The sequence below is a fragment of the Pseudokineococcus sp. 1T1Z-3 genome (genome assembly GCF_037482365.1).
Lineage (GTDB): Bacteria > Actinomycetota > Actinomycetes > Actinomycetales > Quadrisphaeraceae > Pseudokineococcus.
In genome coordinates this window covers 18,376-40,947 of the sequence record NZ_JBBHZF010000009.1, presented here as the reverse complement: position 1 = coordinate 40,947, position 22,572 = coordinate 18,376, and the positions used below count along the sequence as shown (strand labels likewise).

18 protein-coding genes are annotated in these 22,572 nt (G+C 76.7%); 5 read left to right on the top strand and 13 right to left on the bottom strand.

Annotated features, from left to right (window positions below; genetic code table 11):
* Positions 1-35: 35 nt before the first annotated feature.
* The 4 genes from WDV86_RS03205 to WDV86_RS03190 all read right to left on the bottom strand — a co-directional run bounded on the left by WDV86_RS03205 (position 36) and on the right by WDV86_RS03190 (position 6,024).
* Positions 36-1,802 (bottom strand): acetyl/propionyl/methylcrotonyl-CoA carboxylase subunit alpha, encoded by a 1,767-nt coding sequence (locus WDV86_RS03205; RefSeq protein ID WP_445262922.1) that lies wholly within the window; start codon positions 1,800-1,802, stop codon positions 36-38.
* A gap of 274 nt (positions 1,803-2,076) precedes the next feature.
* Entirely contained in the window at positions 2,077-2,742 is a 666-nt protein-coding gene (locus tag WDV86_RS03200) for a Maf family protein (protein WP_339566148.1), read from the bottom strand.
* A 46-nt stretch (positions 2,743-2,788) separates the two neighbouring features.
* Entirely contained in the window at positions 2,789-4,216 is a 1,428-nt protein-coding gene (locus WDV86_RS03195) for a dicarboxylate/amino acid:cation symporter (RefSeq protein ID WP_339566147.1), read from the bottom strand.
* Positions 4,217-4,308: 92 nt separating this feature from the next.
* A complete protein-coding gene (locus WDV86_RS03190) occupies positions 4,309-6,024 on the bottom strand; it encodes a DUF885 domain-containing protein (RefSeq protein WP_339566146.1) in 1,716 nt (571 codons plus the stop codon).
* 216 nt (positions 6,025-6,240) lie between these two features.
* Between WDV86_RS03190 and WDV86_RS03185 the strand changes: the two genes are divergently transcribed.
* Positions 6,241-9,117 carry a hypothetical protein gene (locus WDV86_RS03185; RefSeq protein WP_339566145.1) on the top strand — a complete coding sequence of 959 codons (2,877 nt, stop codon included), beginning with the start codon at positions 6,241-6,243 and terminating at the stop codon, positions 9,115-9,117.
* 88 nt (positions 9,118-9,205) lie between these two features.
* Here WDV86_RS03185 and WDV86_RS03180 read toward each other — a convergent pair whose 3' ends face one another.
* The 4 genes from WDV86_RS03180 to WDV86_RS03165 all read right to left on the bottom strand — a co-directional run bounded on the left by WDV86_RS03180 (position 9,206) and on the right by WDV86_RS03165 (position 14,153).
* Entirely contained in the window at positions 9,206-9,922 is a 717-nt protein-coding gene (locus WDV86_RS03180) for a PspA/IM30 family protein (protein WP_339566144.1), read from the bottom strand.
* Positions 9,923-10,093: 171 nt separating this feature from the next.
* Positions 10,094-12,274, bottom strand: coding sequence for a TPM domain-containing protein (locus WDV86_RS03175; RefSeq protein WP_339566143.1), 2,181 nt, complete (start codon positions 12,272-12,274; stop codon positions 10,094-10,096).
* Complete coding sequence (locus WDV86_RS03170) at positions 12,271-12,525, bottom strand: acyl-CoA carboxylase subunit epsilon (RefSeq protein ID WP_339566142.1); 255 nt, start codon at positions 12,523-12,525, stop codon at positions 12,271-12,273. The genes WDV86_RS03175 and WDV86_RS03170 overlap by 4 nt, the downstream gene beginning before the upstream one ends.
* Positions 12,522-14,153, bottom strand: coding sequence for an acyl-CoA carboxylase subunit beta (locus WDV86_RS03165; RefSeq protein ID WP_339566141.1), 1,632 nt, complete (start codon positions 14,151-14,153; stop codon positions 12,522-12,524). The genes WDV86_RS03170 and WDV86_RS03165 overlap by 4 nt, the downstream gene beginning before the upstream one ends.
* Before the next feature lie 136 nt (positions 14,154-14,289).
* On the opposite strand from WDV86_RS03165, the gene WDV86_RS03160 reads away from it, so the two are divergent.
* Positions 14,290-15,381 carry a biotin--[acetyl-CoA-carboxylase] ligase gene (locus WDV86_RS03160; protein ID WP_339566140.1) on the top strand — a complete coding sequence of 364 codons (1,092 nt, stop codon included), beginning with the start codon at positions 14,290-14,292 and terminating at the stop codon, positions 15,379-15,381.
* Positions 15,378-16,469 (top strand): adenylate/guanylate cyclase domain-containing protein, encoded by a 1,092-nt coding sequence (locus WDV86_RS03155; RefSeq protein WP_339566139.1) that lies wholly within the window; start codon positions 15,378-15,380, stop codon positions 16,467-16,469. The genes WDV86_RS03160 and WDV86_RS03155 overlap by 4 nt, the downstream gene beginning before the upstream one ends.
* Positions 16,470-16,519: 50 nt before the next feature.
* Here the strand turns inward: WDV86_RS03155 and WDV86_RS03150 are convergent, their stop codons facing one another.
* Positions 16,520-17,293, bottom strand: a complete 774-nt coding sequence (locus WDV86_RS03150; RefSeq protein WP_339566138.1) for a polyprenol monophosphomannose synthase — start codon at positions 17,291-17,293, stop codon at positions 16,520-16,522.
* Positions 17,290-18,003 carry a GtrA family protein gene (locus tag WDV86_RS03145; RefSeq protein ID WP_339566137.1) on the bottom strand — a complete coding sequence of 238 codons (714 nt, stop codon included), beginning with the start codon at positions 18,001-18,003 and terminating at the stop codon, positions 17,290-17,292. Before WDV86_RS03145 ends, WDV86_RS03150 begins: the two co-directional genes overlap by 4 nt.
* 150 nt (positions 18,004-18,153) lie before the next feature.
* Here WDV86_RS03145 and WDV86_RS03140 point away from each other — a divergent pair, with 150 nt between their 5' ends.
* On the top strand, positions 18,154-19,407 hold the full coding sequence (locus WDV86_RS03140) for a 5-(carboxyamino)imidazole ribonucleotide synthase (protein WP_339566136.1): 1,254 nt from the start codon (positions 18,154-18,156) through the stop codon (positions 19,405-19,407).
* A gap of 83 nt (positions 19,408-19,490) precedes the next feature.
* The gene (purE, locus tag WDV86_RS03135) at positions 19,491-19,979 is read left to right on the top strand and encodes a 5-(carboxyamino)imidazole ribonucleotide mutase (protein ID WP_445262921.1); all 489 of its coding nucleotides are present in this window, start codon (positions 19,491-19,493) and stop codon (positions 19,977-19,979) included.
* A gap of 24 nt (positions 19,980-20,003) precedes the next feature.
* On the opposite strand, the gene WDV86_RS03130 is transcribed toward purE, so the two are convergent.
* The 3 genes from WDV86_RS03130 to WDV86_RS03120 form a co-directional block, all read right to left on the bottom strand.
* Positions 20,004-20,432, bottom strand: a complete 429-nt coding sequence (locus WDV86_RS03130) for a CoA-binding protein (RefSeq protein WP_339566134.1) — start codon at positions 20,430-20,432, stop codon at positions 20,004-20,006.
* Between the two features lie 38 nt (positions 20,433-20,470).
* Positions 20,471-21,766, bottom strand: a complete 1,296-nt coding sequence (locus tag WDV86_RS03125) for an LCP family protein (RefSeq protein WP_339566133.1) — start codon at positions 21,764-21,766, stop codon at positions 20,471-20,473.
* Positions 21,767-21,931: 165 nt separating this feature from the next.
* Positions 21,932-22,552: a dTDP-4-dehydrorhamnose 3,5-epimerase family protein gene (locus WDV86_RS03120; protein ID WP_339566132.1), complete on the bottom strand. Its 621-nt coding sequence runs from the start codon at positions 22,550-22,552 to the stop codon at positions 21,932-21,934.
* Between the last annotated feature and the right edge of the window lie 20 nt (positions 22,553-22,572).

Below are 22,572 nucleotides of genomic sequence, written 5' to 3'. Positions count from 1 at the left end.
GGATAGTCGTCGAAGTGCCGGGGAGGGGGAGGTGCTCAGGCGGGGTCGACGACGTCGCAGACGACGGCGCCGGAGGTGACCGTCATGCCGACCTTGGCCTCGAGGCCGCGGACGACGCCGGAGCGGTGGGCGGTGAGCGGCTGCTCCATCTTCATGGCCTCGAGGACGACGACGACGTCGCCCTTCTCGACCTCCTGCCCCTCGGCGACGGCCACCGTGACGATGGTGCCCTGCATGGGGGAGGTGAGGGACTGGCTGCTGGTCGCCACCCCGGCGCTGCGACCTCGCCGGGCCTTGGCCCGGGCGGGAGGCGCAGCCGCGGAGGCGCTCCCGAGACCGGCGGGGAGCACGACCTCGAGCCGGCGTCCGTCGACCTCGACGACGACGGCCTCGCGCTCCGCGGGCCCTGCGGCGTCCTCGGTCGGCCCGGCGTACGGCTCGACCCGGTTGTCGTGCTCGCTCTCGATCCACCGCGTGTGCACGGTGAAGGGCGGCTCACCGCCGGTGACCTCGGGCGCGAAGGCCGGGTCGACGACGACGGCGCGGTGGAACGGCAGCACCGTCGGCATGCCCTCGACGACGAACTCGGCCAGCGCCCGGCGGGAGCGCTCCAGCGCCTGGCGGCGGGTCGCTCCCGTGACGACGAGCTTGGCGAGCATCGAGTCGAACGCGCCGGCCACGGCGTCCCCCGCGACGACGCCGGAGTCGACCCGCACGCCCGGCCCGCTCGGCGGCTCGAAGCGGGACGCCGTCCCCGGCGCCGGCAGGAAGTCGCGGCCAGGGTCCTCGGCGTTGATCCGGAACTCGAAGGAGTGCCCGCGCACGGGCGGGTCGTCGTAGCCCAGCGGCTCGCCGGCGGCGAGCCGCAGCTGCTCGCGGACCAGGTCGAGGCCCGTGACCTCCTCGGAGACCGGGTGCTCCACCTGCAGGCGGGTGTTGACCTCGAGGAAGGAGACGGTGCCGTCGGGCGCCACGAGGAACTCGCACGTGCCGGCGCCGACGTACCCGGCCAGCCGCAGGATCTCCTTGGACGCGCGGTAGAGCTCGGCCTCCTGCTCGGGGGAGAGGTACGGCGCCGGCGCCTCCTCGACGAGCTTCTGGTTGCGCCGCTGCAGCGAGCAGTCCCGCGTCGAGACGACGACGACGTCGCCGTGGGCGTCGGCGAGGCACTGGGTCTCGACGTGGCGGGGGCGGTCGAGGAAGCGCTCGACGAAGCACTCGCCGCGCCCGAAGTTCGTCACGGCCTCGCGGACGGCGGAGTCCAGCGCCGAGTCGACCTGGCTGCGCTCGCGGACCACCTTGAGGCCGCGCCCGCCACCGCCGTGCGCCGCCTTGATGGCGACCGGCAGCCCGTGCTCGTCGACGAAGTCGAGCACCTCCTGCACCCCGGAGACCGGGTCCGACGTCCCGGGGGCCAGCGGCGCGCCGGCCTTCTCGGCGATCTTGCGGGCGGCGACCTTGTCCCCGAGCGCCCGGATGGCCTCCGGCGGCGGGCCGACCCACACGAGCCCGGCGTCGAGCACGGCCTGGGCGAAGTCGGCGTTCTCGGACAGGAAGCCGTAGCCGGGGTGGACGGCGTCGGCGCCGCTGCGACGGGCGACGTCCAGGAGCAGCTCCTGGCGCAGGTAGGAGTCGGCGGGCGTGCTGCCGCCCAGGGCGTAGGCCTCGTCGGCGGTCCGCACGTGCAGGGCGTCACGGTCAGGCTCGGCGTAGACGGCGACCGAGGCGATGCCGGCGTCGGCGCACGCCCGGGCCACCCGGACGGCGATCTCGCCGCGGTTGGCCACGAGCACCTTCGTGATGGTCCGCCTGCCCTCGGCCGCCGTCGTCATCCGGTGCTCCGCCTCCTGGTGCCGCGATCACTCGCCCCGCGGATCGCCGTCGGTGCGGGGTCCGCCCTCGGACCGCCGGGGAGCCTAGCCGCGTGGCCGGCGCGCCCCGGCGCGCCGCGCACGCGCGTCGTCGACGCCGGGCACCCGTCGAGCGCGAAGGACGGCGACGAGGTCCGTCGCGGAGGGCTCCGACGGCGGAGAAGACCGACGACGTCCGTGGTGGCCGGTCCTGGCGGCGGAGGGGCTACGAGGTCCGCGTCGCGGCGGGGTGGGGCGCTCGCACGTCCGACCAGCGGACCCCGGCGTCGGCGAGCAGCCCGCGCAGCGTCGCGAGGCCCAGGCCGACGACGGCCGACGGCTCGCCCTCGACCCCGGCGACGTAGGGCGCCCCGAGCCCGTCGAGCGTGAAGGCCCCGGCGACGCGCAGCGGCTCGCCCGTGGCGACGTAGGCGTCGACCTCCGCGTCGTCGACGTCCGCGAAGTGCACGGTCGTGGAGGAGACCGCACCGAGCGTCGCGCCCGAGCCGCCGTCCTCGGGGGGGCGCGCGTCGACGAGCCAGTGCCCCGAGTGCAGGACGCCCGCGCGCCCGCGCATCCGGCGCCAGCGGGCGGCCGCCTCGGCGGCGTCGGCAGGCCTGCCGTGGACCTCGCCGTCCAGCTCGAGCACCGAGTCGCACCCGACCACGAGAGCGCCTGCACCGCCGAGCTCCTCGACGTCCTCGAGGCGGGCGGCGACGTCCTCGGCCTTGGCCCGCGCCAGCACGAGGCACACGTCCTCGGCGTCCTGGACGCCGTAGCGGTCCACGACCGCCGGCTCGTCGACGGCGGAGACGAGGACGAGCGGGTCGACCCCGGCGGAGCGCAGCAGCTGCAGCCGGGCGGGGGACGCCGAGGCGAGGACGAGACGCACGACGTGACCGTAGCCGCCGCGCGTCTCGCCCCCCGGGCGGAGGTCCTCAGGCGAAGGCGCTGGTGCGGGTGGCGTCGTCGCTGCTGCCGCGTGCCGTCTCGGCCTCGCCGGTGCGCACGCCCGCGTCCTCGCGCTGGTCCTCTCGGGGCGCGAGCGGGTCGCGGCCGCGAGGCGCGTGGTAGGCCTCGACGTCGAGGATGCCCTCGCGCTTGGCGACGACGGCGGGCACGAGCGCCTGGCCCGCCACGTTGGTCGCCGTGCGGATCATGTCGAGGACCGGGTCGATCGCGAGCAGCAGGCCCACGCCCTCCAGGGGCAGCCCGAGCGTGGACAGCGTGAGGGTCAGCATGACGACGGCGCCGGTGAGGCCCGCCGTCGCCGCCGAGCCGACGACGGAGACGAAGGCGATGAGCAGGTAGTCGGTGACGCCCAGCTGGACGCCGAAGAGCTGGGCGACGGTGATGGCCGCCAGCGCCGGGTAGACCGCCGCGCAGGAGTCCATCTTCGTCGTCGCCGCGAGCGGCACGGCGAACGAGGCGTAGGAGCTCGGGACGCCGAGGTTGCGCTCGGCGACGCGCTGGGTCACCGGCAGCGTGCCGACCGAGCTGCGCGAGACGAAGGCCAGCGTGATGGCTGGCCACACCCCCGAGAGGTACTTGCGCGCCGACAGCCCGTGCAGGCGCGCCAGCAGCGGGTACACCCCGAGCATGACCAGCAGCGACCCGACGTAGACGTCGGCGGTGAAGACGGCCAGCGGCGCCACGAGGTCCCAGCCGTAGCTCGCGACGGCGTTGCCGAGCAGCCCCAGCGTGCCCAGGGGCGTCAGGCGGATGACCCACCACAGGGCGGTCTGGGTGACGGCGAGCGCGGAGCGCACGACGCCCAGGAAGGGCTCGGCCTTCTCGCCGGTCCGGAGCGCGGCCAGGCCGACGACCAGGGCGAGGACGACGAGGGACAGGACGGAGAAGGACAGCGACGTCGAGGCGGTGGCGCTGCCGCCGTCGACCGTGACGTCGGTGCTCGCGCCGAGGGCGAGGACGTTGCCGGGCACGAGCTGGTCGAGGAAGTCCGTCCACCCGCCCTGGGTGCTGGAGGCCTGGGCGTCCTCCGTGCTGATGCTGGCGTTGGCGCCGGGGTTCGTCAGCAGCCCCAGGCCGATGCCGATCGACACGGCGACGAGGGAGGTGATGGCGAACCACAGCAGGGTCTGCCCGGCGAGGCGGGCCGCGTTCGTCACCTCTCGGAGGTTGGCGACGGAGACGATGATCGCCGTCACGACGAGCGGCGGGACGACCACGCGCAGCAGCTGCACGAAGGTGCTGCCGATCGTGTCGAGGACGGTCGTGAGGCCGTTCGGGTCCTCGGGCGTCCCGCCGAGGGAGCGGGCGAGGACGCCGAGGGCGACCCCGAGGACGAGGCCGAGGAGGATCTGGGCGCCGAAGGGCACGCGCGCGGCGCGGCGGAGGAGTGTCACGGCGCCTCGCAACGAGCCTGGTCGACCGCGGCATTCCCGGCAATCCCGACCGCTGCGGTCGGGAATCCGGCTCGTCGCCCTGACGGGCAGCGTCAGCCGCGGTCGGGTGCGGCGAGCGCGTCGCGCAGGACGTCGAGGCCGACGGCGCCGAGGTCGAGCGCACGACGGTGGAAGTCCTTCAGCGAGAAGGCCTCGCCCTCGCGGGCGCGGGCCTCGTCGCGCATCTGCAGCCAGAGCCGCTCGCCGACCTTGTACGAAGGCGCCTGCCCCGGCCAGCCCAGGTAGCGCAGGTGCTCGAAGCGGCGGGTCGGCTCCTCCTGCCGGGCGTGGAGGGTGAGGTAGCGCCACATCGCGTCGGCGTCCCACGTGCCGCCGCCGACCTCCTCCGGCGCCCGGAAGCCGCAGTGCAGCCCGATGTCGACGACGACGCGCGAGGCCCGCAGCACCGAGCCGACGAGCATCCCCATCCGATCCCCGGGGTCGTCGAGGTGCCCGAGCTCGGCCATGAGCCGCTCGGCGTAGAGCGCCCAGCCCTCCCCGTAGCCGCTGGACCACGCCATCGTCCGGCGCCACCGGTTGAGGACGTCGGTGCGCAGCAGCGCGTGCCCGATCTGCAGGTGGTGGCCCGGGACGCCCTCGTGGAAGACCGTCGTCGTGTCCAGCCAGGTCGTGAAGGAGGTCTGCCCCGTCGGCACGGAGAACCACATGCGCCCCGGGCGCGTGAGGTCCTCGCTCGGGCCGGTGTAGTAGATGGCGCCCGAGGAGCTGGGCGCGATGCGGCACTCCAGCGTCCGCAGCGGCGCGGGGATGTCGAAGTGCTCGCGGCCCATCTCCTCGACGGCGCGGTCCGAGAGGTCCTGCATCCACGTGCGGAAGGCGTCCGAGTCGGCCAGCTGGCGCGCCGGGTCGGCGTCGAGCAGCGCGATGGCCTCCTCCGGCGTCGCGCCGGGACGGACCTGCTGCGCGACGTCGGCCATCTCGGCCTCGATCCGCGCCACCTCCTCCAGGCCCCACGCGTAGGTCTCCTGGAGGTCGACGGCGGCGCCGACGAAGGAGCGGCTGCGCAGGGCGTACTCCTCGCGGCCGCAGGCGTCCTCCTCGCGCGCCCGCGGCGAGACCTCCTCGCGCAGGACCCGCGCCAGGTCGGCGTAGGCACCCGCCGCCGCCTGCGCGCCGCGCGCCAGGTCCGACGCCAGCGCCGGCGACGGCGCGCCGCCGTCCGGGCGTGCACCGCCCGCGAGGTCGGCGAAGAAGCCGCCGGCGGCCGCGAACTCCTCGGCCTGCTCGACCCCGGCGCGCACCTGGCGCGCCGCCGGCGGGCGCCCGTCCGCGCAGGCGGCGAGCAGCGCCGCCGAGTACCCGGCGAGCGCCGAGGGGACGAGCGCCAGCCGGTCCGCGACGACCGACCAGTCCTGCGCCGTGGTGACCGGCATGAGGTCGAAGACCTCGCGCACGCCCTGCAGGGGCGAGGCGAGGACGTTGATCTCGCCGGCGCCGATGCCGGCGTCGGCCAGCTCGACCTCCAGGCCGAGGCGCTCGCGCATCGCCGCGACCGTGACGACGTCGACGTCGTCGGTCACCGCCGCGGGCCCGAGCGCGTCGAGCTGGGCGAGCGTGGCCCGCGCGAGGTCGACGCGGGCCGCCTCGCCGTCGGGGGAGTAGTCGGTCATCTGCGCGTCGTGGCCGGGCAGGCCCATCGCCGTCGCGTCGACCGGGTCCAGCGCGGCGTAGGCCTCGACGTGGGCGTCGGCGAGGGCGTCGACCGCCGAGGAGGGACGGGTGGGCCGGGGTGTCGTCTGGTCGGGCATCGCGAGCACAGTAGGCGTGGCAGGCCGGGCCACGCGCGACGCCTGGCCAGGCCCTGGGTGGCGCTGCCGCCGTCCCGGCGGGCCGACGCCGTCTCGACCTCGAGGCACCCGGACGGTGGATGTGCCCTCGTCTGCCTGCGACGCAGGCCTGGGACGGGCGACACTCCCTTGCCGGTCGCAGGACGACCGACGCGCCCGCCGTCCCGGAGGTCCGCCATGCCCCTGCTGCGCCGCAGCGCCCGACCCGCCGCTGTCCTGGCGGGGCTCCTCCCGGCCCTCGTGCTCGGTGCGCCGGCCGCCACGGCGAGCCCCACCACGGCGAGCCCCGCCGCGGCGAGCCAGACGGCGACGGCGACGGCGACGGCGACGGCGACGCCGCAGGACGTGCTGCTCGTCGGCTGGAGCCAGGGCTGGGCCCGGGACCACGACGCCGTCGGCCGGGAGGTCGAGGTGCGCCGGGTGCTGCCCGGGCTGCTCGACTACCGCCCGGCGGGCGTGCTCGACGACATGCGGCAGCTCGTCCTCGGTGACCTGCCCGGCACGGGCACCTTCGACCTCGTCCAGCAGGACCCGGACGCCGGGCAGGTCCGCTTCGGCAGCTGCTCGTCCGGGACGCCGGTGCAGGGGCAGGTCGTCGTCCACGAGCTCTCGGCCGGCCAGGACGGCATCCCGGACGTCCTCGCCGTCGACCTCACCTGGCGCTGCGGGTCGGCGGGCGAGGACCGAGCCGCCGTCGTGCGGATCTCCTCGGCGGTGCCCTACGCGCGGCTCGAGGTCTCCCAGCCGTACGTGACCCGTGTCCCCAACGAGGTCACCGAGGTCGTGGTCGGTGACGTGCGCAGCACGGGGACGGCGCCGGCTGCGCTGGTGGCCCCGGCCGGCAGCAACTGCCCGGAGGTCCTCGCACCGGGCGAGAGCTGCCGCATCGAGCGCGAGGTGCGGGGCTACGACGCGGGTCTGATCGGTCCCGACAACGGGGTCGTGGTGCCGGTCGACAGCCCGGGGGGCGTGGGGACGCGAGGGGTTCTCACCTACCGCCCGGTGTGGCCTGCCGCCGCCTGCACCACGCAGGTCTCGGGTCGCGGGACTGCTGCGGTCGGGGTGTGGCTCCACGGGTGCGAGAGCGGGGCGGCGGAGGACCTGGGCGTGGTCGTCGAGCGGCTGGGACCGCGAGGGTGGGCGCCGCTCGCCGAGGGGCCGGACCCCTTCAACCGCACGGTCGAGGGGCTGGCGCCCGGCGAGGAGGTCACGCTGCGCTCCGTGCTCAGCACACGCGACCAGGCGACAGGAGCGCTGGGGCGGCTGGTGTCCGAGCCGGTCAGCGCCCGGGCGGCGACGACGGCCTACCTGGCCGCCGACGGACGGCTGAGCTCCTCGAGCGACGGCGACGCCGGCGCAGCGGTCCTGCGCGAGGACGTCTCGGGCGTCGACGTCTCCTCCGACCGACGGACGCGGGCGCTCGTCGCGGCGGGCTCCTCGACGCTCCGCCTGGAGCGACGTGACGGCACCCTGGTCCGCGAGGTCGCCTTCACCGAGTACGAGAACGTCCGGCGACCGCGCTTCAGCCCGGACGGGCGCCAGGTGGCGCTCACGACCTCGGGGCCGGGCGGCGTCGTGCTCGTCGACGTCGCCAGCGGCGTCCGGCGGGTCGTCGACGCGTACGGAGACGTCGTGCAGGGGTGGTCGCCCGACGGAGCACGGGTGCTCGTCGCGGGCAGCCTCCCGTCGGCCGGCAGCGTCCGACTGCTGTGGCTCGACATCGCGACAGGTGTCCGCACTCCCGTGCCCGGTACCGAGGGCGTGGAGTACGCCGCGGTCTCACGGGACGGGGCCGTCGCCTTCGTCCGTCAGGACCCGGACAGGTGGACCGTCCTCGAGCAGCGGGCAGGCGCGCCGGCACGGACGGTGACCTCCGTCGACGGTCGCTTGAGGTTCCACCGCGACGTGAGGTACTCCCCGGACGGGCAGCACCTGCTCGTCGCCCGCAGCGAGCAGGTGGCGGAGCGCGACCACGGCGTCGCGGTCGTCGACGTGCGCACGGGCAGCACCCGCCTGCTGCCAGGGCCGCGCCTCGCCCAGCTCGCCTGGGACCAGGTCGGCTCTGCGCCGCCAGCCACGCCGGCGGTGTCGGTCGTCGCCCCGGTGACGGGCCCGCGCACGCAGGTCCGGTGGACCCAGTCCGACCCCGACGACGCCGCCCCGGCGTTGACCGCCCGCTGCCGGGTCGACGCGGGCGCGTGGACGGCGTGCCGCTCGCCGTGGCAGAGCCCCCGGCTCACGCAGGGCCGACACACCGCTGCCGTGCAGCTCAGGGACCCCGCAGGCACCTGGAGCGCCGTCGGGACCACGACGTGGACGGTGCGCGGCTCCGAGGCCTTCGGGCGTCTGTCGGACTGGACGGGCGACGGCGTCGCCGACCCGGCCGGCTACGAGGGCGGGCGCTGGGACTTGCCCGGGCGTGTCGTCCGGCACGGCGTCGCCGGCGACGTCCCCGTCGCGGCCGACTACGACGGGGACGGGCGGGCCGATGTCGCGGTGTACCGGCCGTCGACGGGTGACTGGTACGTCAAGGGTCGCCCGCCGGTGCGGCACGGCGCGCGGGGTGACGTGCCGGTGGTGGCCGACTACACCGGCGACGGCCGGGCCGACATGGCGGTCTTCCGGCCGTCGACGGGGGAGTGGCTCGTGCGGGGCCGCCCGACGGTGCGGTACGGCGCGCGGGGTGACGTCCCGGTGCAGGCGGACTACGACGGCGACGGGCGGGCGGACGTGGCGATGTTCCGGCCGTCGACGGGGGAGTGGCTCGTGCGGGGCCGCCCGACGGTGCGGCACGGGCAACGCGGTGACGTCCCGGTGCCGGCGGACTACGACGGAGACGGGCGGGCGGACGTGGCGGTGTTCCGGCCGGGTCCACGGACGTGGTCGGTGCGCGGTCGAGCCGCCGTGGGCTACGGGATGTCCGGTGCCCAGCCCGTGCCCGCCGACTACACCGGTGACGGGCGGGCCGACTTCGCCGTCCTCAAGGCAGGGGTCTGGTACCTGCAGGGCCGAGCGCCCGTCGCGGCGAGCTCTGGGCGGGCCGTGGCCGTCTGAGGACGACCGGCGCGGCCGACGTCACCCCCGGCGAGAGGCGTGACGGCCCGCGGTCCGGTGCCACGGGGCACCGGACCGCCGTCGTCGCTCAGGCGCCGCCGGACTTCAAGGCGGCCAGGCGGGCCTCGACCTCCAGGGCGTCGGAGTCGGCCTCCAGCTCCTCGAACTGCGCGTCGATCGAGGACGCCGCGAGCTCGGCCCGCCCGGCGGCACGGGCCTCCTCCCGGCGGACCTTCTCCTCGAAGCGGGAGACCTCGCTCGTCGGGTCCATGAGGTCGATGCCGCGCACGGCGTCGTGTATGCGGTTCTGCGCCTCGGCGACCTTGGCGCGCGAGGCGAGCTCGTCTCGCTTGGCGCGCAGCTCGGAGAGCTTGCCCCGCATGCCCTCCAGGCCCTTCTTGAGCTTGGCGACGACCTCGGTCTGCGCGGCGATCTGCGGCTCGAAGCCCCGCAGCTCGGACTCGGCCGACATCTGGCGCTGCAGGGCGACCTTGGCGAGGTTGTCGAAGCGGTCCGCCTCGGCGGTGCTGCCCTGCCCGCGCAGGTCGTCGGCGCGCCGGCTCGCGGCCAGCGCCTTGCCGCCCCACTGCGACGCGTTCTGGCGCGCCTCCTCGGCGTCGGCCTCCAGCAGCCTCAGGTTGCCGATGGTCTGCGCGACGGCGTCCTCGGCCTCACGGATGCTGTCGGTGTAGTCGCGCACCATCTGGTCGAGCATCTTCTCGGGGTCCTCGGCCTGGTCCAGCAGCGCGTTGAGGTTCGCGCGGACCAGCTGCCCGACCCGTCCGAGCAACGACTGCTGCACCATCTCGCCCACTCCTCGCCGTCCGGGCCCGCTCGCGGCAGGCGTGCCCTCGTGCCCGCGAGCCTGCCACGGACGGCCGGGTGCGCGAGCGACGGCGACCGGCCGCGGGGACGTCGAGGGCCCGCGCGTCCAGGTCACTCGCGAAGGGGTGGGGCCCGGGGGCGGCACGAGGGATCAGAAGCGGCCGCCGCCGCCCGACCCGCCGAAGCCGCCGCCCCCGCCGAAGCCGCCCCCACCGCCGAGCCCTCCGAAGCCCCCTCCGCCGCCGCCGAGGCCTCCTCGTCCGCCGCCGAAGCCGCCACCGGAGCGGCGCCCACCGCCGCCGGTGAGGACGGCGCCGAGGATGCCGCCGAGGACCGCGGCCTCCATCGAGGCGCCACGGCGACCGCCGCCGCCGAGGCCGCCGCCCCAGGGGTCGTGGCGGTCGAGGTCCGCCTCGGCCTGGCGGCGGGCCTGCTCCGCGAGCTCGGCCGCGCGCCGGGCCTGCCCCAGCGCCTCGACCGGGTCGCTCTCGCGCCGCTGCTCGGCGCGGGCGAGCGCGCGCTCGGCCTCGGCCAGCAGCTGTCGGGCCCGCTGGCCGACGGCGCCGCGCCGGGCGTCGACGACGGACCGGGCGCCGGCCACCTCCGAGCGCGCGGCGACGAGCGTGTGGCCGAGGGACTCCTGCGCGCGCTGCACGCGCCGGCGGGACTCCCGGACGTCGGCCAGCGCGTCGTCCAGCGCCCGGCCCGCCTCCTCCAGGCGCCGCAGCGCCGTCACCGGGTCACGGCGGCCGGGCCGCTGCGCCGCCTCGGCGTCCTCGACGGCCGCGCGGGCGCGGGCCAGCAGCGGCCCCAGGTCGCGGGCCGCGCGGCGCGCGTCGTCACCACCGCCCGAGCCGCCGTCGCGGGTGGCCTCCAGCAGCGCCTGCGCCTCGGCGAGGTCCTGCTCGGTCTCGGCCCGGGCGTCGCCGAGGTGGCCCTCGGCCTCGGCGAGGTCCTGGCCGAGCCGGCCGACCGCGTCCAGCAGCTGCCGGGCCCGCCCGACGGCCTGGTCCGCACCCCGGGCGGCGAGCGCCGCCCGGCCCGTGTCGCCGGCGGAGACGGCGGCGCGGCCCTCCGCGACCTCCTCCGCCACGAGGTCCAGCGAGGCCTCGGCGTCCTGCGGCGCACCCGCCACGGCGGCGAGCGCCGACGCGACGTACCGCTCCTGCAGCCGCGCGAGCCGTGCTCGCTCCTCGTCCACGCGCCCGCGCAGGGCTGCCAGGTCGCGCTCGCGGGCGTCCAGCACCTCCCCGGCCCGGTGGCCGAGCTGGCGCAGCTCGTCGAAGGCGTCCGACTGCTCGTCGAGGGCGGCGTCGGCCCGCTCGCAGCGCCCCACGACCTCCTCCAGCGCCGCGCGCCGCGTCGACTCGTCCGGCGGGCTGCCCGCCCGGTCCCCGTCCTCGTCCTCGCCGTCGGCGCGGCGCCGGGCGGCGAAGGCGGCGGCCAGGTCGGCCCGCGCGGCGGCGAGCACCCGCTCGAAGGGGAGGACGGCCTCGTCGCCGAACTCCGCGCGGGCGAACTCGACCTCGGTGGCCGAGGCGCTCACGGCGTCGTCGACCGCCACCAGCGCCGAGCCCGCCCGCTGCTCCAGCGACTCGAGGGGCTCGGGCGGCTCGCCCTGCGCGGCGCGGCGGTCGGCCCGCCGCTGCCTGCGCCCCCGCACGAGCGCGACGACGACGGCGACGCCCGTGCCGAGCACCAGCAGCAGCACGAGCACCGAGAGCGCCGACACGCCGGAGGAGGCGCTCCCCGCCGTCGTCCCCGTCCCCGTCCCCGTGCCCGTGCCCGTGCCCGAGCCGCTCCCGGCGTCGTCGCCGGAGCCGGCGCCCGACGTCCCGGCCGTGCTCGTGAGGGTCGCGGTGAAGGCCTCGACGGCGCCGGCCCAGTCGTCGTCGGCCAGGAAGGTCTCGGCGTCGGCGTTCGCGGCGAGGACGTCGACGTCCGCGTCGACCTGGCTGCCGTACGCGCGGTCGCCGACCGCGACGGCCAGGACGCCGTCCCCGTCCCCGAGCTGGGAGAGCGTCCCGGTCTCCTGGGCCCACTCCTGCCCGCCGAGCCCGTCGAAGGAGTCGACGAAGACTACGAACAGCTGGATGCCGGTCTCCTCCCGCAGGTCCGCGACGGCGGCCTCGACCTGCGCCTGGGACCCCTCCAGCGCGCCGACCTGGTCGGTGACCTGCTCGGCCAGCCGGAAGGGTTCCTGCGCCGACGCCGTCGGGGCGAGGGCGAGCAGCGGGGCGAGGGCCAGCGCGAGCACCGCGACGAGCGACGCGACGACCGACGACCTTCGGCTGGCCGGGCCCGGCCGGGCGAGGCGACGGGCCACCGTCACCGCCGTCCCCACCCGCTCGTGCGCCAGGCGTCCGGCCCGGGGGCGGTGACCCCCAGCCGGTGCGCCGGTGAGTCCCAGACCGCCACCGGCGCAGGCGCTCGCGTGGGCCCGGGCGCCTGCAGCCGCGCGGTGAGCACCGCGGTGAGGGCGGCGACGTCGACGGCGTCCGCGCGGCCGCGCACCACGCGCAGCACCGGCCGCCGGGCCTCGCCCGCCTCCCTGGTCGCGCCGGCGTCCCCCCTCGCCGTCACAGCGGGATGTTCCCGTGCTTCTTCGCCGGCAGCTGCTCCCGCTTGCCCCGCAGCGCCCGCAGCGCCTTGACCACCTCGGCGCGCGTGCGCGAGGGCGCGACGACGGCGTCGACGTAGCCCCGCTCGGCCGCGGCGTAGGGGTTGGCGAGGGTGTCCTCGTACTCGGTGACCAGGTCGGCGCGCAGCGCCTCGACGTCCTCGCCCGCCTCGGCGGCGGCCTTCAGCCGTCCGCGGTGGAGGATGTTCGCCGCGCCCTGGGCGCCCATGACGGCGATCTGCGCCGTCGGCCACGCCAGGTTGACGTCGGCCCCGAGGTGCTTGGAGGCCATGACGATGTAGGCGCCGCCGTAGGCCTTGCGCGTGATGACCGTCACGAGCGGCACCGTGGCCTCGGCGTAGGCGGAGATCAGCTTGGCTCCGCGCCGGATGATGCCGTTGTACTCCTGGTCGGTGCCGGGCAGGAAGCCGGGCACGTCGACGAGGGTGAGGACCGGCACGTTGAACGCGTCGCACGTGCGCACGAAGCGGGCGGCCTTCTCGCTGGCGTCGATGTCCAGGCACCCCGCCAGCTGCATCGGCTGGTTGGCGACGACGCCGACCGAGCGGCCCTCGACCCGCCCGTAGCCGCAGATCACGTTCGGCGCGAACAGCTCGGAGACCTCGAGGAAGTCCCCGTCGTCGAGCAGGTGCTCCACCACCCGGTGCATGTCGTACGGCGCCGAGGCGGTGTCGGGCACGAGCGTGTCGAGCTCGAGGTCCTCCGTCGTGGTCTCCAGCCCGCGCGGCTCCTCGGGCGGCACGACGGGCGCCTCGGCCAGGTTGTTGCTCGGCAGGTGCGCCAGCAGGTCCTTGACGTAGGCGATGGCCGCGTGCTCGTCCGCCGCGAGGTGGTGGGCGCTGCCCGAGCGGGTGTTGTGCGTGCGGGCCCCCCCGAGGTCCTCCATCGTCACGTCCTCGCCCGTGACGGTGCGGATGACGTCTGGCCCGGTGATGAACATCTGCGACGTGCCGTCGACCATGACGACGACGTCGGTGAGCGCGGGGGAGTACACGTGCCCGCCCGCGGAGGCGCCGAGGACGACCGAGACCTGCGGGACGACACCCGACAGCATGGTGTTGCGGCGGAAGATCTCCCCGTACAGCCCGAGGGAGGCGACGCCCTCCTGGATGCGTGCGCCGCCACCCTCGACGAGGCCGACGACGGGGCAGCCGGTCTTGAGCGCCAGGTCGAGGACCTTGACGATCTTCTCGCCGTAGACCTCGCCGAGGGAGCCGCCGAAGACGGTGACGTCCTGGCTGAAGACGGCGACCGGCCGGCCGTCGACCGTCCCGTACCCGGTGACGACGCCGTCGCCGGGGGGGCGGCTGCGCTCCTGGCCGAACTGCGTCGAGCGGTGCCGGGCGAGGGCGTCGAGCTCGGTGAAGGACCCCTCGTCCAGCAGCGCGTCGAGCCGCTCGCGCGCCGTCATCTTCCCCCGCGCGTGCTGGCGCTCGACCGCCCGCGCCGAGCCGGCGTGCACGGTCTCCTCCAGGCGCGCCTCCAGGTCGGCGAGCTTGCCCGCGGTCGTGTGCGGCGCCCCTCCCGGCCCCGGCGACCCTGCCGTGGTGGACGCTGCTGCTGGCTGCACGGACGGCCTCCCGGGTACGCGGTGCCCCCGGCGGCGCTGGCGCGCGGCGCTGCACCGTCGGCGGGCGGGTCCGCCGAGCGGGGCGGACCGCCCTGCGCTCGACGGTCGGCGACTGTAGTGCGCCTACCCTGGGGACGTGACGAGCCCGGCGAGCCGGACGGCGGCCGCAGCCTCTCGCCCGTCGTCCCCTCCGCAGCCCTCCCTGCCCGCGTCGTCCCCGACCGCGGGCGCCTCGCGGACCCCCTCGGAGCCCCCCGGCCCGTGGGCCGACCTGGCCCGTCCCCCGCTGCGGACCGCGGCGCTGCGCGGCGGGCTCGTGGCGCCCGCGGGCCCGCTCGCGCGCCTGGAGGTCGAGCGGCGGCTGGGGTCGACGAGCACGACGCTCGCCGAGCGCGCCACCGCGGACCCGGCCGCCTGGCCGCACCTGTCCGTCCTGCTCGCCGAGCACCAGGACGCCGGCCGGGGCCGCCGGGGCCGCGCCTTCGCGACGGCGCCCCGCGCGGCGCTCACCTTCTCGGTGCTGCTGCGCACCCCCGCCGGCTCGGCCCCGCACCTGCCCTGGCTGCCGCTGCTCGCGGGGCTCGCGGTCGTGCAGGTGCTGCGACGGCGGGCCGGCGTGCAGGCCGTCCTCAAGTGGCCCAACGACGTCCTGCTGCCGCCCCCGCCGGCCGGCTCCGGAGGCGCTGGCGTGCACGCGGCGCCCCCGCCGGCCAAGGTCTGCGGCCTGCTCGCCGAGGTGCTGCCGCCCTCCGTCCCGGACGACAGCGCGGCCGAGGTCGGGTCCGGGGCGGGCGGGCTCGCCGTCGTCCTGGGCGTGGGCCTCAACGTCGACGCCTCCGTCGAGGAGCTGCCTCCCGGCGCGACGTCGCTGCGGCTGGCGGGCGCGGCGACCACCGACCGCGACACCCTCCTGCGGGCGCTGCTGCGGCGCCTGGCCGACCTCTGGGCGGACTGGCGGGCGCTGCCTCCGGGGCCTGGGCCCGGTGACCCGTCCGGCGGGCCCGCCCCCCCTGGTGCCGCGCTGGCGGGGCTGACCGACCCCGTCCGCGAGGTCTGCGCCACGCTCGGCCAGGACGTCCGGGTGCTGCTGCCCGGCGGCGAGGTGGTCGCCGGGCGGGCGGAGTCCCTCGCCGCCGACGGCGCGCTCGTCGTCCGGACCCCCTCCGGCACCCGGACGCTGCTCGCCGGCGACGTCGAGCACGTCCGCCCGCACGCGGGCCCGTCGTGACCAGCCCGCAGCAGGACCCGCCGGCCCGGGGCGCCGACGCCCTCGGGCGCGCCGCGCTGGCCGCCGAGGCCGAGCTCCTCGGCGGCGAGCCCGAGCTGTCCCGCCGGGAGGTGGCGACGGCGGCCGGCGTCCGGCTGCGTGACGCCCGGGCCCTGTGGCGGGCGCTGGGGCTGCCCGACGTGGAGTCCTCCGTGCCCGCCTTCACGGGGCGCGACGTCGCCGCGCTCACCGAGGTGACGCGGCTCGTCGACGACGTGCGCCTCGGCGAGGGGCTGGCGCTGGAGCTGGCCCGGGCGATCGGCCGCACGATGGACCGGCTCGCCTCCTGGCAGGTGCAGCTGCTGCTGGAGGAGACCGGCTCGGCGGAGCAGGTCCCGCCGATGGTCGTCAAGCTCGTGGAGGACCTGCAGCCGCTCGTCGACTACACCTGGCGCCGCCACCTCGCCTCGGCGCTGGACCAGCTGGCCGCCGACGGCCTCGCCGCGAGCGCCGCGTCGACGGTCGTGCGCAGCGTCGGCTTCGCCGACATCGTCTCGTTCACCTCGATGAGCCGGCGCCTGCCCGAGGCCGACCTCGGCCGCCTCGTCCAGCGCTTCGAGGAGACGGCGAGCGACGTCGTCGCCGGCCACGGCGGACGGGTCGTGACGATGATCGGCGACGAGGTCCTCTTCTCCTGCCCGCCGGGGGAGCAGGCGGCCGGTCTCGCCCTCGAGCTGGCCGAGGCGCTGAGCGCCGACCGCAAGCTGCCGCCGGTGCGGGTGGGTGTGGCGACGGGCCAGGTGGTCGCCCGGCTCGGCGACCTCTTCGGCACCCCCGTGAACCGGGCCTCGCGCCTGACGGCCATCGCCTCCCCGGGCACCGTCCTCGTCGACGACCCCACCGCCGGCTTCCTGGACCGCCGGGCCGACCTGGAGGTGCTGCCGCTGCGCGAGCGCTCGCTCCGAGGTCTCGGCCCCGTCCGCCCGTGGCTGCTGCGCCGCGCGGGGCAGGAGCGGGGCGACGTCGAGGCCGCCGCGGCCGTGGTGGACGAGGGCCGGCTGGTCCGCCTCGACGGCCTGCGCGAGGAGCACCGCACGCCCGCCCGGTGACGGCCCCTGCCGGCGCCCCCGTCGGCCGGGTGGGCGCGCACCCGGGCCGGTCAGCGACTCCGCGCCCGGCCGGGCCCGGCCTGACGACGAGAGCGGCGGCGGACCCGGTCCAGCACGCCCCACCAGGTGATGCGGGCCACCGCCTCGGCGACGATCCCGGCGCCCATCTTCGAGCTGCCGCTGGCGCGCTCGGTGAAGGTGATGGGGACCTCGACGACGCGGGCGCCGTCGCGGACCGCGCGCAGGGTGGTCTCCACCTGGAAGCAGTAGCCGGTGGAGCGCATCGACGTGGCGCCCATCTGCGCCAGCAGCGGTGCGCGGAAGGCCCGGAAGCCGGCCGTGGCGTCGTCCACGCCGAGCCGCAGGGCTGCGCCGATGTAGGCGTTGCCGCCCCGGGAGAGCAGCTGCCGGTGCAGGGGCCAGCCGACCGTCGCGCCGCCGTCGACGTACCGCGAGCCGAGCGCCAGGTCGGCGCCCCCGGGGCCCACCGCGGACAGCAGCGCCGGCAGGCGCTCGGGCGGGTGGGAGAGGTCGGCGTCCATCTCGACGACGACGTCGTAGCCGCGCTCGAGCGCCCACGCGAAGCCCGCGCGGTAGGCGGCGCCGAGGCCGTCCTTGCCGGCCCGGCGCAGCAGGTGCACCTCGGGCTCGGGCCGTGCCGCGACGAGGTCGCCCGTGCCGTCGGGGCTCGCGTCGTCGACGACGAGGACGTGCGCACCTGGGACGGCCGCGAGGACGCCGTCGAGCAGCGCGCCGATGCTCCCGGCCTCGTCGTAGGTGGGGACGACGACGAGCGCGCCGGTGCCGACCGGGGGCTCGCTCACCCGCTGCGTCCGGGCAGGGCCTCGTGGTCGCGCGCCTCGTCGTCGGCCTCACGGTCCCTGGCCGCGTCCTCCCCGGCTGCGTCCCCCCCGGCTGCGTCCTCCCCGGCTCCGCCGTCCGCTGCTGCGGGGGGCCCGCCGGCCCAGGTCGTCCGCCCGGCGACCTCGGCCGGCACGAGCAGCGCGTCGGAGGCGGGCACGTCGAGCGGGTCGACACGGGGCAGCACGGGCGGCAGGCGCCGGCGGGGGGCGTCCCTGAAGACGACCGTGCGGTAGGCCACGAAGCGGAAGGCCGTGCCCAGCACGAGCCCGACGCCGTTGGCCGCCACGTTGTCGGCGACGACGGAGCGCAGCCCGAGGACGTAGTGGGAGACGCCCAGGCACACCAGGGCGATGCCCATGCCGACGACGTTCATGACGACGAAGAGGACGAGCTCGCGGCGGGTCGAGCCGGTCGAGCGGTGCCCCCACGTCCACCACCGGTTGCCGAGCCAGGTGACGGCGGTCGCCACCGCCGCGGAGACGACCTTGGCGGTGAGCGGGCGGTCGTCGAGCAGCCCGGTGCGCAGCAGGGTGAAGAGCCCGACGTCGACGACGAAGCCGGCGCCGCCGACGACGAGGAAGCGGGCGAGCTCCTCGGACACCCCGCGCGGGCGGCGCCTCAGCCCCCGGCGGGGCACCGCGGTGGCCCGGGGGGAGGTGCGCCGTGCCATGCCCCTCCTCGTCGTGCCGCTGACCGGCCGGTGCCGCTCGCCTCGTCGGTGCCGCTCGCCGTGCCGGTGCCGCTCGCCGTGCCGGTGCCGTCGGGCGCAGGCTAACCGGGCGCCGCGGCGGACCTCGCCGCGGCGCTAGCCTGCCCGCCCGTGAGCACCTCCGTCACCGCACCCACGACCCACGGGCCGGGCGACCCGACGACCGGCGCGAGCGGGCGGACCGGCGCCGGCCCGGGCTTCCCCGTCGTCGCGGTCGTCGGCGGGGGACAGCTCGCGCGGATGCTCCAGCCGGCCGCGGTCGAGCTGGGCGTGGGGCTGCGGGTGCTCGCCGCGGGGCTGGAGGAGAGCGCGGCGCTCGCCGTGCCCGACGTCCGGCTGGGGGCGCACACCGACCTCGACGCGCTGCGCGCGGTGGCGGCCGGTGCGGCGGCGCTGACCTTCGACCACGAGCACGTGCCCACCGAGCACCTCCGCGCGCTGGCGGCCGACGGCGTCGCCGTGCGCCCGGGGCCCGAGGCTCTCGTGCACGCCCAGGACAAGCTCGTCATGCGCGCCCGGCTGACCGAGCTCGGCGTGCCGTGCCCGCGGTGGGCGGCCGTGGCGGACACCGATGCCCTCGTGGCTTTCGGCGACGACGTCGGGTGGCCGGTCGTCCTCAAGACCCCCCGAGGTGGCTACGACGGCAAGGGCGTGCGCGTGCTCGCCGACGCTGCGGCGGCGGCCGGCGCCCAGGACTGGTTCGAGACCACCGACGGGCCCCTGCTGGTGGAGGAGGCCGTGGACTTCCGACGCGAGCTCGCCGTCCTCGTCGCCCGCAGCCCCTCGGGGCAGGTGGCGGCCTGGCCGGTCGTCGAGACGGTGCAGCGCGGCGGCGTCTGCCACGAGGTCACCGCCCCGGCCCCGGGCCTGGACGACGACGTCGCCGCCCGCGCGGTCGACGCGGCGCTGCGGGTGGCCGGCGAGCTGGGGACCACCGGCGTGCTGGCGGTCGAGTGCTTCGAGACCCGCGACGGCCGGGTGCTCGTCAACGAGCTGGCGATGCGCCCGCACAACTCCGGGCACTGGACCCAGGACGGCGCGGCGACGTCGCAGTTCGAGCAGCACCTGCGGGCCGTCCTGGACCTCCCGCTGGGCTCGCCGCGGGCGCGGGCGCCGTGGACCGTCATGGTCAACGTGCTCGGCTCGGCCCGCCCCGACCGGGCGGCCGAGGACCCGGCGGCGATGTATGGCTCCTACCTGCACGTCATGGCGCGCGACCCGGAGGTCAAGGTGCACCTGTACGGCAAGGGCGTCCGGGTGGGGCGCAAGCTCGGCCACGTCACCGCGTGGGGCGAGGACCTCGACGACGTGCGCGCCCGGGCCCGGCACGCCGCCGCCTTCGTCGCGGGGGAGATCGACGAGTGAGCCTGCCCAGCAGCTCTTCTCGGTCCGAGGCGCCGCCGCTCGGTGCCGTCGTGGGCGACGGTGCGCCGGTCGTCGGCGTCGTCATGGGCTCGGACTCCGACTGGCGCGTCATGTCCGCCGTCTCGCAGGCGCTCTCGGAGTTCGACGTCCCGCACGCGGTCGACGTCGTCTCGGCCCACCGGATGCCGGAGCGGATGGTCGACTACGGCCGGGGCGCCGCGGAGCGGGGCCTGCGGGTCGTCGTCGCGGGCGCCGGGGGAGCGGCGCACCTGCCGGGGATGCTCGCGGCGCTGACGCCGCTGCCCGTCGTCGGGGTGCCGGTGCCGCTGGCCCACCTCGACGGCATGGACTCGTTGCTCTCGATCGTGCAGATGCCGGCCGGCGTGCCGGTCGCGACGGTGTCGGTCGGCGGGGCCCGCAACGCCGGGCTGCTCGCCGTGCGGGTCCTCGCCGCGGGCGACGACGACCGCGGCGTCGCCCTGCGGGCGCGGATGGCGACCTTCCAGGACGAGCTGCGCGTCGCCGCCGAGACCAAGGGCGCGGCGCTGCGGGAGCGGGTCGGCGAGGGCTGAGCCGCTCCTGTCGCGACCTGGGACTCAGAGGAGCCCGAGCCGCGGCGCCTCGATCGCCGGGCACGTGTCCATGACGACGTCGAGCCCGGCCGTCGCGGCGCGTGCGGCGGCGTCCTCGTCGACGACGCCCACCTGCAGCCACACCGCCCGCGCCCCCAGCCGGATCGCGTCGTCGACCACGGCGCCGACCCGGGCGCTGCCGACGAAGCAGTCGACGACGTCGAGCGTGCCGTGCTCTGCCGCCGCGTCGAGGTCGGGGACGCCGTGCTCGCCGTGGACGTCCTCGGCCCGCGGGTGCACCGGCACGACGACGACACCGAGCTCCTCCTGCAGGAAGCGGGCGACGCCGAAGGCCGGGCGGCTCTCGTCGTTCGACAGGCCCACGACGGCCCAGCGGCCCGGCTCGGTGAGCAGGCGGCGCATCACGGCGTCGTCGTTGCGGTGTGGGGTCATGCTGGTGCTCCTTGGTCGGTCTGTGGCCACCCGCGGCCTCAGTCCGCCGCCTGAGCCTCTGCAATGGCCCGGACGGCATCGGTGTCGCTCTCGGCGAGGGCCGACCACAAGGCGTCTGCCTGCTCCTCGTCCCAGTCGACCACCTGCCCCGAGTTGGTCATGCGGTCGGTGCTAGCGACCGGCACGGTCATGGAGACACCGTCCGGTCCGGTCGCGCCGCGCATGCCCCGCGCGAAGGTCAGGAGGTCCCACAGGCCCGTGGACTCGTCCACGGTGAGGGCCTGGCCACCCGCCGAGGCGGTCGGGAAGGCGCGGAAGGGATTGAGCAGCAGGGCCGGTGAGGTGCCCTCCTCCGCGATGGCTGCCATCAGCTCGCGCTGGCGCCCGCCCCGACCGATATCGCCGGTCGGGTCCTCGTACCGCGTGCGGGCGTAGCCCAGCGCGGTGTCGCCGTCCATCATCTGGCACCCCGCCTCGATGTCGAGGCGGGCTCTCGGGTCCTCGATCGACGTCTCGGGGCACATCTCGACGCCGCCGACGGCGTCGACCAGCCCGGCGAAGCCTGTGAAGCCGGTCTCGACGTAGTCGTCGACGTGCAACCCCGTGTTCGTCTCGACGGTGTCGACCAGCAGGGAGGCACCGCCGAGGGAGTACGCGGCGTTGATCTTGGTGTCGTAGTAACCCGGGACCTCCACGTAGGAGTCGCGCGGCAGGCTGACCAGGACGTCGGGACCCCCGCCGCTGGGGACGTGCAGCAGCAGGATCGAGTCGGTGCGGGCTCCCGGGGCGTCGCCGCCGATGGTCGTGCCCTCACGGCTGTCCGAGCCGACGAGCAGGATGTTGGTGCCGGGGGTGTCCGCGACGGCCGAGTCCCCGAGCGCCTCGACACGGTCGAGATTGCCGAGCGCCGACAGCCCCAGGGTGACGGGGTAGACGACCAGGGCGGTCACGACGAGCAGGGCGACGAGGAGGACGCCGCCCCGGCGGCGACGGGCCCGGCTGCGCCCCGGGCGCCGGTGCCCGTCGGTCGTGCCGGCGCCGCCGTGACCCGGGGGCGGAGGTGCGGCAGCGGCAGTGCGCTGCAGCGGGCCCGGACGTCCGTGCCCTGCCTCCTGCTGCCTGCGCTCCCTCACGCCGCTGAGCCCGTCCTCCCGGGTCTGGCCGCTGCGTGCCCCCACCGGGCTCGGGGGCCGACGGTCCGCGGCCGTCGCCGGGCGCCCGTCCGTCGGCGAGCGCCGGAGCCGCTTCTTGGCCCGGTAGGTCGTCGAGGGTCCCCAGCGCGGCTCCTCACGCGGCGCGGCGGCGCTGCAGCGGGCGTCGGGCTGGCTGGGCATGCGGGAGAGGATAAGGCGGCTGCCCGAGGGCTGCTGGCGGCCGGCGCCGGCGCGTCGTCGTCCATCGGCCGGCTCGGCCAACGCTGCGGGACCAGGTGTGACCTCCAGACACGCCTCGCCAAGGTCTCGGCGGCGTCCGGGGCTGCGAGAGCGCTGCGCCGTTGTTCAGGGTGCTCGCAGCGACGCGACGTGCTCGGTCACCTGCTTCATCGTGGGCAGCAGACCCTGCTCACGCGCCTGCGCCAGCGTCGGGGCGGCCGTGTCCTTCTCGGACAGCAGCGGCTCGAGCGGCTCGCCGTCCCGACCGGTCGTCGGCCACGTGATCGCCAGGTCGGCGTCGCGGGGGTCGATGCCGTGCTCACGACCGGGGGAGTAGCCCTCCGAGCAGAGGTAGACGACCGTGCTGCCCTCGGCGAGCGACATGAAGGCGTGGCCGAGCCCCTCGGACAGGTAGACGGCGCACCGGTCGACGTCGTCGAGGAGTACCGAGCTCCAGCGACCGAAGGTCGGGGACCCGACCCGGATGTCGACGATGACGTCCAGGACGGCACCAGACGCGCAGAAGACGTACTTGGCCTGCCCGGGCGGCACGTCGGCGAAGTGGATGCCCCGGACCACACCTGCGGCCGAGACGCTGCAGTTGGCCTGGGCCAGGCCCAGCGGGTGACCCGTCTGCTCCGCGAAGGCGCTCTCGGTGAACCACTCCATGAAGACGCCACGCGCGTCACGGTGCTGGGTCGGGCGCACGACGAAGGCGCCCTCGATGTCCAGAGGCTCGACCGGCATGGCGGCCACCCTAGGGACGC

Coding starts and splice junctions, on each gene's coding strand:
- WDV86_RS03190 (WP_339566146.1), bottom strand. CDS start 6,024: ATGCCCGACCAGACGACACCCCGGCCCACCCGTCCCTCCTCGGCGGTC.
- WDV86_RS03185 (WP_339566145.1), top strand. CDS start 6,241: ATGCCCCTGCTGCGCCGCAGCGCCCGACCCGCCGCTGTCCTGGCGGGG.
- WDV86_RS03180 (WP_339566144.1), bottom strand. CDS start 9,922: ATGGTGCAGCAGTCGTTGCTCGGACGGGTCGGGCAGCTGGTCCGCGCG.
- WDV86_RS03145 (WP_339566137.1), bottom strand. CDS start 18,003: ATGGCACGGCGCACCTCCCCCCGGGCCACCGCGGTGCCCCGCCGGGGG.
- purE (WP_445262921.1), top strand. CDS start 19,491: ATGGGCTCGGACTCCGACTGGCGCGTCATGTCCGCCGTCTCGCAGGCG.
- WDV86_RS03130 (WP_339566134.1), bottom strand. CDS start 20,432: ATGACCCCACACCGCAACGACGACGCCGTGATGCGCCGCCTGCTCACC.
- WDV86_RS03125 (WP_339566133.1), bottom strand. CDS start 21,766: ATGCCCAGCCAGCCCGACGCCCGCTGCAGCGCCGCCGCGCCGCGTGAG.
- WDV86_RS03120 (WP_339566132.1), bottom strand. CDS start 22,552: ATGCCGGTCGAGCCTCTGGACATCGAGGGCGCCTTCGTCGTGCGCCCG.